The sequence below is a fragment of the Flavobacterium sp. genome (genome assembly GCF_965277525.1).
Taxonomy (GTDB): domain Bacteria; phylum Bacteroidota; class Bacteroidia; order Flavobacteriales; family Flavobacteriaceae; genus Flavobacterium.
In genome coordinates this window covers 1-7789 of the sequence record NZ_CBDIDC010000007.1, presented here as the reverse complement: position 1 = coordinate 7789, position 7789 = coordinate 1, and the positions used below count along the sequence as shown (strand labels likewise).

Below are 7789 nucleotides of genomic sequence, written 5' to 3'. Positions count from 1 at the left end.
TTAAAATCACGAATATAAAAGTAGCCAATTATGCGGAGATTCATCCTTTTGAAAATGCCGATCGTTGGTTCAAATCGAAAGTATCTTTGATGGCTTATGATGAAGAAAGTGGTAAAGAAAGAAAGTCGAATATGTATCTTTTAGTGCAGGCAAATGATGTAAGAGAAGCTTATGATAATACGCTTCATGTCATGCAAAGCACAATGGGAGAATATTCTATCCCAGCGGTTTCTGAATCTCCAATTATGGATGTTTTCCCTTATTTCAGTGGTGAAGAAGGAGAAACGGAACAATTAGAAAGATTCAATAAATTAAAAGCTTCTAAACCTGTAGAAGTAGAAAAAATTGATTATATGGAATTTGAAGAAGCTTTGGAAGAATAAGTTTTTTTATAACAAGATTTGTTTCTTCAAAAAAGAATAAAGATTATCTTTAAATTAAAATTTTCTAAAACTATTCTATGAAAATTCCAAAATCATCAGAAGATTTAATCAAGGAAATTTTTCTTTGCGTAGATTTAAATGAGGAATTAGGAGATTTAAGACTTAGACAACTTATAAGGTTACTGCCTAAAGTATCTGATGAAATAATTATAAAAAGCGTAATTAAAGTTTTCAATAATATAGATAGAAACGAAACTTTATATCTTGACCAATTGTTTGCCGGGAAAATTCTAATCAGTATCAACCCTAAATCGGTATTAGACCTAAAATCGATTCTAAACGAGATATTGGAAAACTGGAATAAAAGCATAAGAGATATGCCACTTTGGCTTTTTAATAATTATACAAAAAATGATCTAAACAATGAGCTTTCATTAATTTTAAATGATTCATTTGAATCTAATGAAAGAAGAGATAAAGTAGAGACAATGATGTGGTGGATTAAATCAATGTAGATAAATCATATAAAGGAAAAGCTTCAGAGAAATCTGGAGCTTTTTTATTTTATACTATCTTAGGTTAACAATCAATCTTATTCAAAATTCAAAATAAACTTTATATTAGCTGTACCATTAACAACCTACAAACCAAACCTAAATGAATAAAAAAACGCTAATTTTAATTGGATTTATTCTGCTAAAATTTGTTTTGCAATATATACTCATAAGTCCTGAATATGATTTGCAACGCGACGAATACCTTCATCTTGATCAGGCACATCATCTGGCTTGGGGTTATTTATCTGTTCCTCCCGTAACGTCCTGGATTTCTTATATTATATTTATTTTGGGTAATGCTGTTTTTTGGGTGAAGTTCTTCCCTGCGCTTTTTGGTGCTTTGACGCTTGTAGTGGTCTGGAAAACGATCGAACTTTTAAAAGGAAATCTGTATGCTTTAATTCTAGGCGCAACCTGCATTTTGTTTTCGTCATTGCTGCGACTAAATACATTATATCAACCCAATTCTCTGGATGTTTTATGCTGGACAGGATTTTATTATGTTATGATACAATACCTTTCGACAGAAAAATCAAAATGGCTTTATACAGCAGCTATCGTTTTTGCATTTGGCTTTCTTAACAAATACAATATTCTCTTTTTACTTATTGGCTTCTTGCCAGCTCTATTATTATCGAATCAAAGAAAATTATTAACGGAAAGAAAAGTTTATTTCGCTTTAATCTTAGGTTTAGTATTAATTCTGCCAAATCTTTTATGGCAATACAAGAACCAATTTCCTATTGTGCACCACATGAAAGAATTATCCGAAACACAGTTGGTCAATGTCGATCGTTTCGATTTTCTAAAAGAACAGGTTTTATTTTTTATAGGTTCTTTCCTTGTGATCCTTGCAGCTTTATATGCTTTGCTATTCTATAAACCCTTTGCAAAATACAGGCTCTTTTTTGCTTCTATCATTTTTACCCTTCTCATTTTTATTTATTTCAAAGCCAAAGCGTATTATGCGATTGGTTTGTATCCTGTTTACATTGCTTTTGGGGCTGTATTTCTAGCTGATATTCTAAAAACAGGTTGGAGACAGTATTTAAAACCGGTATTTATCATTATTCCGTTATTGTTTTTTATTCCCATGTATAATATCGTTTTTCCCAATAAAAGTCCGGAATATATTGTGAAAAATCCGGAGAAATATAAAGAATTAGGAATGCTGCGTTGGGAAGACGGAAAAGATCATGATCTGCCCCAGGATTTTGCTGATATGCTGGGCTGGAAAGAACTTGCCCGAAAAACCGATTCTGTTTATGCTTTAATTCCTAATACCAAAGAAACTATCGTACTTTGCGATAATTACGGACAAGCCGGAGCCATCAATTATTATTCTAAAAAAGGAATAAAAGCGGTTTCTTTTAATGCTGATTATGTTAATTGGTTTGATCTTGACATTCGATACAAAAACCTCATCCGAATAAAAAACTACGAAGAACATACGACAGAACTTCAAGAAACGGGTGCGTTTTTTCAGACCTCAACAATTGCTGGCGAAATCACCAATAAATATGCTCGGGAATACAAAACCCGAATTTATGTTTTCACCAATGCTAAAATCAACATTAATAAAAGAATCGAAGACGAGATTCAGGAAGAAAAAAATTATATCAAAGAATAGTCAAACCTATCTTATTTTATAGTTTTAATAAAATTAAAGCAATGACAGATTTTACTAATATCGAATATTTAAAAAACGGAAATCAAAGACAAGTTCAGGCGTTCGAAGTTTTGACTCAAAATAAGATCTTATCAAATCTTGCGGAATTTGATCCTATTTTAGTGGGTACAATTCCGATTAATATAGATATCGAAAACAGCGATCTGGATATTGTTTGTCATTGGAGAAACAAAACCGAATTTATAGAAAAGTTAAATTCAATTTTCAAACAGGAGAACGAGTTCACAATCAGAGAAATACTTCTCGACAATAAAGATTCTATTGTCGTAAATTTTAGAATACAGGGTTTTGAAATTGAAATCTTCGGACAAAATATACCTGTTAAAAATCAAAATGGATACAAACACATGATTATAGAACATGAAATTCTACAAGCAAAAGACGAAAATTTCAGGTTAGAAATCATCAAACTCAAACAAAACGGCTACAAAACAGAACCCGCTTTTGCTTTTTTATTAGGCTTAAAAGGAGATCCTTATGCCAAATTATTAGAATACAAAGTTTAAATTCATTTCCAACAAAAAACAACTCACTAACAATCAAACACTTAAAATTAAACAATTCTAATTTCAAAATAATTTACTTTTTTCTTGCCACAACCGTATTTAGTGCTTATATTTGCACCCGAAACAACGCGGGATAGAGCAGTAGGCAGCTCGTCGGGCTCATAACCCGAAGGTCACAGGTTCGAGTCCTGTTCCCGCTACTAAGACAAAGCTTCAGAGAAATCTGGAGCTTTTTTTGTTTATTATGGTTTAATTCTTTGCCCATTCACTTTGTGTTACATAAAAGGATTTGTACGGGAGTGGAGAAACGCGGATATAACATCTGAAAAAACGGACATTTATAGGATATTTTTTTATCTTTGAAATTCAAAATTTTTAAGACAAATGGCTTTATCTTTGAGCCTTTAGAAAATTGACACTCATTATGGAACAGAAAATACATCAGGGAAAAAACGTAAAACGCTTCAGAGAAATGCTTAATATAAAGCAAGAGGCATTGGCTTATGATCTGGGAGAAGACTGGAATCAGAAGAAAATTTCAATGCTGGAGCAAAAAGATGTAATTGAAGAGAGCCTGCTTAAACAAATTTCAGCAATATTAAAAATTCCTGTCGAAGCTTTTCAAAGCTTTGATGAGGAACAGGCAGTAAATATTATTTCGAATACATTTAATATTGAAAAAGATGCTTATATAGGTAACGCTAAACCAATATTCAACATAAATCCTTTGGACGAATTAAAAAAACTTCACGAAGAAAAAATCGCGTTATATGAACGTATGCTAAAAGAGAAAGATGAAATGATGGCAAGGTTTGAAAAACTAATCACTAAATAATTTATAAGTAATTCTTATTCATATTTGGAAAAATTAAATACGAAATAATATCAAAACAAAAGCTTAAGAGAAATCCGGAGCTTTGTTTGTTTATGAAAACTCTACTTGCTACAAATTGCGGGTGCGAAGTCAGGAGCCATTCGCAATGCTTTCTATAAGAACGCTTCGAAGATCTGAGGCTTACAAATCAAGTTTGGAAATTGAAAAACTATTCTAAAGAATCCAGAAAAGTCTTTCGAATAAGCAAAAAAATAATCTATATTGTAAATGCCCCACATACAATACAACCGATCTCAATTATGATTAATAAAGATTCAAAGAATAATTATGCACACTTTACAGAACGATTAGATTTTTTTATCCTTTTTATTTATTCCGTTTTGTTCATTAGCACGGCGGTCATTGCTTATATAACAGGTCATGAAATACTAACCAATACCAATATCGATGGCTCATTGCATATTAATAGCTCATTGTATACAGTATTCTTTATCTCCAGCTTTTTCTTCTTTCTTGCTTTGTACAGCATTGTAAGATCATGTAAAGAAGCTGTTTTTTTCATAAACGAAGTTCAGACCAACCACAACACCATAACATTGGCAGGATACAAGTATAATGCTACATGGGAAGAAAATCTAGATATCAAAAATACTCAAATTGATATAGTAACTAAGAAAAGAGGCAGGGCTCCAGAGGTATATTATTTGCAATTCATTGATGAATTAAACTTAAAACATAATATAAACACCTCTTTTTATTGGAGTTATGCCGAAATTTTGATTTTGTACAGCGACATTAAAAATTTACAAAAAGCAGATATAGCAACCGTCAAACCGAGATTGAAAAACTAAAATTTCTTTTTTGAAAAATCTAAGACACAAATGGTTAGATTTTTCAATTCTTCCCGCGACTAAGCAAAAGCTTCAGAGAAATCCGGAGCTTTTTTTTGTGCAAGCTAAACGTAAAAATGTCTCCTGACTTTTTAAAATTTGCAATTTCCAGGAGATCAAAAAAAATTGCGCAAAGTTCACAGAGACATTTGCGCAGTTTTTCATAGTAATACTTTAGAGACCAAAGTATTACCAAATTGTTATTCTGTCTTTTTGAGGCAAAAACATTTTATCTCCAGGTTGCACATTAAATGCTTTGTAAAAAGGTGTAGTATTCATTAGAGGACCATTAACACGCCAATTTGGTGGAGAATGTGGGTTATTGTTAATCCACAAACGCAGGAACTCGTCTTTCATTTTTACTCTCCATATTTTGGCTATAGAAATAAAGAAGCGTTGGTCTGGAGTAAAACCGTCAATTTTTGTATTTCCCTGTCCTTGTTCAGTCATTTTAAAAGCATCATAGGCAACTGCTATTCCGGCAATATCTGCTGTATTTTCGCCAACTGTCATTGCGCCATTAATGTGTAGATTATCTAAAACGGTATAGGTACTGTACAAATTGATGACCTGTTGTATTCTTGACTTAAACTTGGCATAATCCTCTTTTGTCCACCAGTTTTTTAAGTTGCCATCCTTGTCATATTGAGCACCCTGATCATCGAAGGTATGGGTTATTTCGTGACCTATAACCATTCCGATACCTCCGTAGTTAAGTGCATCATCTGCATTATTATCAAAATATGGAGGTTGCAAAATACCTGCAGGAAAAACAATTTCATTTGCAGTAGGATTATTATATGCCTGTAACTGTTGGAACTGTTGTATACCATTCTGATTTATCAACTGGTTTGCCCAATTTTGCCAATTGAAATTGATATGCAGCTGTAGCGGCCGAAACCATATTTTCAAAATAGGTTATTCCTGGCTATATGCACATTGTTATAGTCTTTCCATTTATCCGGATATCCTATTTTCTTAGTCATCGCTGCCAATTTTTCTTTCGCTTTTTGTTTGGTAATTTGACTCATCCATTCCAATTTATCAATTCTTTTGGCATACGCTTTTTGCAGATTATTCACGAGGGTTAACATACGTTTTTGGCATCTTCCGAAAAATATTTCTTTACATACAATTGACCCAGCGCCTCGCCTAAGTAATTGTCAAGGACATTAGCCATTTTTTCGCCACGTGATTTTTGAACAGCCTGACCAGAAAGGACTTTGGTATACTCAAATGAGGCATCTGCAAAAGGTTTACTTAAATCATCTGCATATCTTTCCAGAGAATTTGCTTTGAGGTAAATTTTCCAATTATTAATAGGGATAGTTTTTAAGAGCTTATTAAGGGCATCATAATAGGCAGGATTGGCCTACATTGATGAAATCGGTTTTAGCGCCTAAATTATTTAAAAAGTAGTCCAGTCTATGTTGGGATGTCTTTTAGCAAGATCCGACACAGCCATTTTATTATAATTTGCCTGTACATCTCTAAGTTCTACTTTTGTTTTATGCGAAACGGCAAGTTGTTTGTCAATATCGTAAACCAAATTAGCGTTCTTCTTAGCCTCTATAGCATTGCTGCCTGTTTGTTGAAATAATGTACTAAGGTATTTTTTGTATGCTTCCTGTATGGCAACAGTTGATGAATCTGATTTGAAATAATAGTCCCTGTCAGGTAAACCAATACCTGTTTGATAGATTTGGGCAATGTTCATACTGCTGTTTTTTTCATCGGGTGACACACCAAAAGCTATAATAGAAGGATTGTTCACTTTTGCTTCATTAACTACAAAGTTCATTAAGGACGGTAAATCGCTAATAGCTTCAATTTTGGCAAGTAAGGGTTTTATAGGCGTATAACCGCGTTTGTCAATGGTTACAGTATCCATACCTGATGCATAAAAGTCGCCTACCTTTTGTGCTATACTCCCTGCCGGATTCTTGCTTTTCGAAATACTGTCCAATATTCCCTGCAGGCGTATTCGTTGTGGGTAATTATAAACATATAGGCACCAACTCCGGCTTGAGATGCAGGTATAGATACAGAATCATACCATTTGCCATTTACATATTTAAAAAAATCATTACCCGGTCGCAATGTGGAATCTATTCTGGTGATAGCCACATTTTTTTTCCTTGATGTTTTGAGCACGCTGTAAAAGCTAAGAACGCAATGAAGAGCATTAATGAATTTTTCATAATCTGGACTGTTCTATTAAAATGAACTGAAAAATGTTTGAAGCAAAATATTTTACTATATGCGTGACATAACTAATTTTAGCAGAACAATATACGAATTCAGTTTTTAATTCTAAAGTTTTTGTTAGAATGCTTCCTGCTACTAAACATAAAAGCTTCAGAGAAATCTGGAGTTTTTTTTGCTTTACTTCTCTTTATCAACATCTCGTTGCGTTCACGAACCAGACATTCGCGCCAACTGCGAAGAAAAGCATCGAAATAAATAAGTCCTAAAAACGATTTTAATAGAAATCTCTTCTACTTTTGCCGAATGTTAGAAATTCTTTACCAAGACGAATATATTATCGCATTAATAAACCAAGCGGGTTGCTAGTTCATAAGTCATTTTATGCGCGGATGCAAAAGTTTATGCTATTCAGGAATTAAGAAATCAAATAGGTCAACACGTTTATCCTATTCATCGGCTAGACCGAAAAACATCTGGCGTCTTGTTATTTGCATTGAATAAAGAGGTTTGAAAATTATGAATGATCATTTCGCCACACGCGAAGTCGAAAAAAAATATTTAGCCATTTTACGTGGTTGGTCGCCCGAAGAACTAACAATTGATTTATGATTTAATCAATGATGATGACATTAAACAAAATGCAATAACATACTTTCATCGTTTGCAAAATGCCGAAGTTGACTTAGAATTTAACAATAAACCAACATCGCGATATTGTTT

General features: G+C 33.0%; 9 protein-coding genes, 1 tRNA gene and 1 pseudogene. 8 read left to right on the top strand and 3 right to left on the bottom strand.

Features of this window, described 5'->3' with window-relative positions:
- The 7 genes from ACQY44_RS17040 to ACQY44_RS17010 all read left to right on the top strand — a co-directional run.
- Positions 1–383: DUF4494 family protein (locus ACQY44_RS17040; RefSeq protein ID WP_428231497.1), on the top strand; the 383-nt coding region annotated here is incomplete at its 5' end.
- 77 nt (positions 384–460) lie between these two features.
- Positions 461–898, top strand: a complete 438-nt coding sequence (locus tag ACQY44_RS17035) for a hypothetical protein (protein ID WP_428231496.1) — start codon at positions 461–463, stop codon at positions 896–898.
- A 142-nt stretch (positions 899–1040) separates the two neighbouring features.
- On the top strand, positions 1041–2570 hold the full coding sequence (locus tag ACQY44_RS17030) for a glycosyltransferase family 39 protein (RefSeq protein ID WP_428231495.1): 1530 nt from the start codon (positions 1041–1043) through the stop codon (positions 2568–2570).
- A 41-nt stretch (positions 2571–2611) separates the two neighbouring features.
- Positions 2612–3136: a DUF4269 domain-containing protein gene (locus ACQY44_RS17025; RefSeq protein ID WP_428231494.1), complete on the top strand. Its 525-nt coding sequence runs from the start codon at positions 2612–2614 to the stop codon at positions 3134–3136.
- A 127-nt stretch (positions 3137–3263) separates the two neighbouring features.
- Positions 3264–3336, top strand: a tRNA-Met gene (locus ACQY44_RS17020).
- 224 nt (positions 3337–3560) lie between these two features.
- Positions 3561–3971: an XRE family transcriptional regulator gene (locus tag ACQY44_RS17015; protein WP_428231493.1), complete on the top strand. Its 411-nt coding sequence runs from the start codon at positions 3561–3563 to the stop codon at positions 3969–3971.
- A 299-nt stretch (positions 3972–4270) separates the two neighbouring features.
- Entirely contained in the window at positions 4271–4822 is a 552-nt protein-coding gene (locus ACQY44_RS17010; RefSeq protein ID WP_428231492.1) for a hypothetical protein, read from the top strand.
- Between the two features lie 228 nt (positions 4823–5050).
- On the opposite strand, the gene ACQY44_RS17005 is transcribed toward ACQY44_RS17010, so the two are convergent.
- The 3 genes and pseudogenes from ACQY44_RS17005 to ACQY44_RS16995 form a co-directional block, all read right to left on the bottom strand.
- On the bottom strand, positions 5051–5707 hold the full coding sequence (locus ACQY44_RS17005) for a M13-type metalloendopeptidase (RefSeq protein ID WP_428231491.1): 657 nt from the start codon (positions 5705–5707) through the stop codon (positions 5051–5053).
- A 62-nt stretch (positions 5708–5769) separates the two neighbouring features.
- Positions 5770–6827, bottom strand: a pseudogene (locus ACQY44_RS17000) (hypothetical protein).
- Positions 6785–6988: a hypothetical protein gene (locus ACQY44_RS16995; RefSeq protein ID WP_428231499.1), complete on the bottom strand. Its 204-nt coding sequence runs from the start codon at positions 6986–6988 to the stop codon at positions 6785–6787. The pseudogene ACQY44_RS17000 and the gene ACQY44_RS16995 overlap by 43 nt, the downstream one beginning before the upstream one ends.
- Before the next feature lie 457 nt (positions 6989–7445).
- Here ACQY44_RS16995 and ACQY44_RS16990 point away from each other — a divergent pair, with 457 nt between their 5' ends.
- The gene (locus tag ACQY44_RS16990; RefSeq protein ID WP_428231498.1) at positions 7446–7580 is read left to right on the top strand and encodes a pseudouridine synthase; all 135 of its coding nucleotides are present in this window, start codon (positions 7446–7448) and stop codon (positions 7578–7580) included.
- The last annotated feature ends 209 nt before the right edge of the window (positions 7581–7789 follow it).

What these genes read in the sequence shown, in the direction of transcription:
- ACQY44_RS17030 (WP_428231495.1), top strand. Translation starts at nt 1,041, where the DNA reads ATGAATAAAAAAACGCTAATTTTAATTGGATTTATTCTGCTAAAATTT.
- ACQY44_RS17015 (WP_428231493.1), top strand. Translation starts at nt 3,561, where the DNA reads ATGGAACAGAAAATACATCAGGGAAAAAACGTAAAACGCTTCAGAGAA.
- ACQY44_RS17010 (WP_428231492.1), top strand. Translation starts at nt 4,271, where the DNA reads ATGATTAATAAAGATTCAAAGAATAATTATGCACACTTTACAGAACGA.
- ACQY44_RS17035 (WP_428231496.1), top strand. Translation starts at nt 461, where the DNA reads ATGAAAATTCCAAAATCATCAGAAGATTTAATCAAGGAAATTTTTCTT.
- ACQY44_RS17025 (WP_428231494.1), top strand. Translation starts at nt 2,612, where the DNA reads ATGACAGATTTTACTAATATCGAATATTTAAAAAACGGAAATCAAAGA.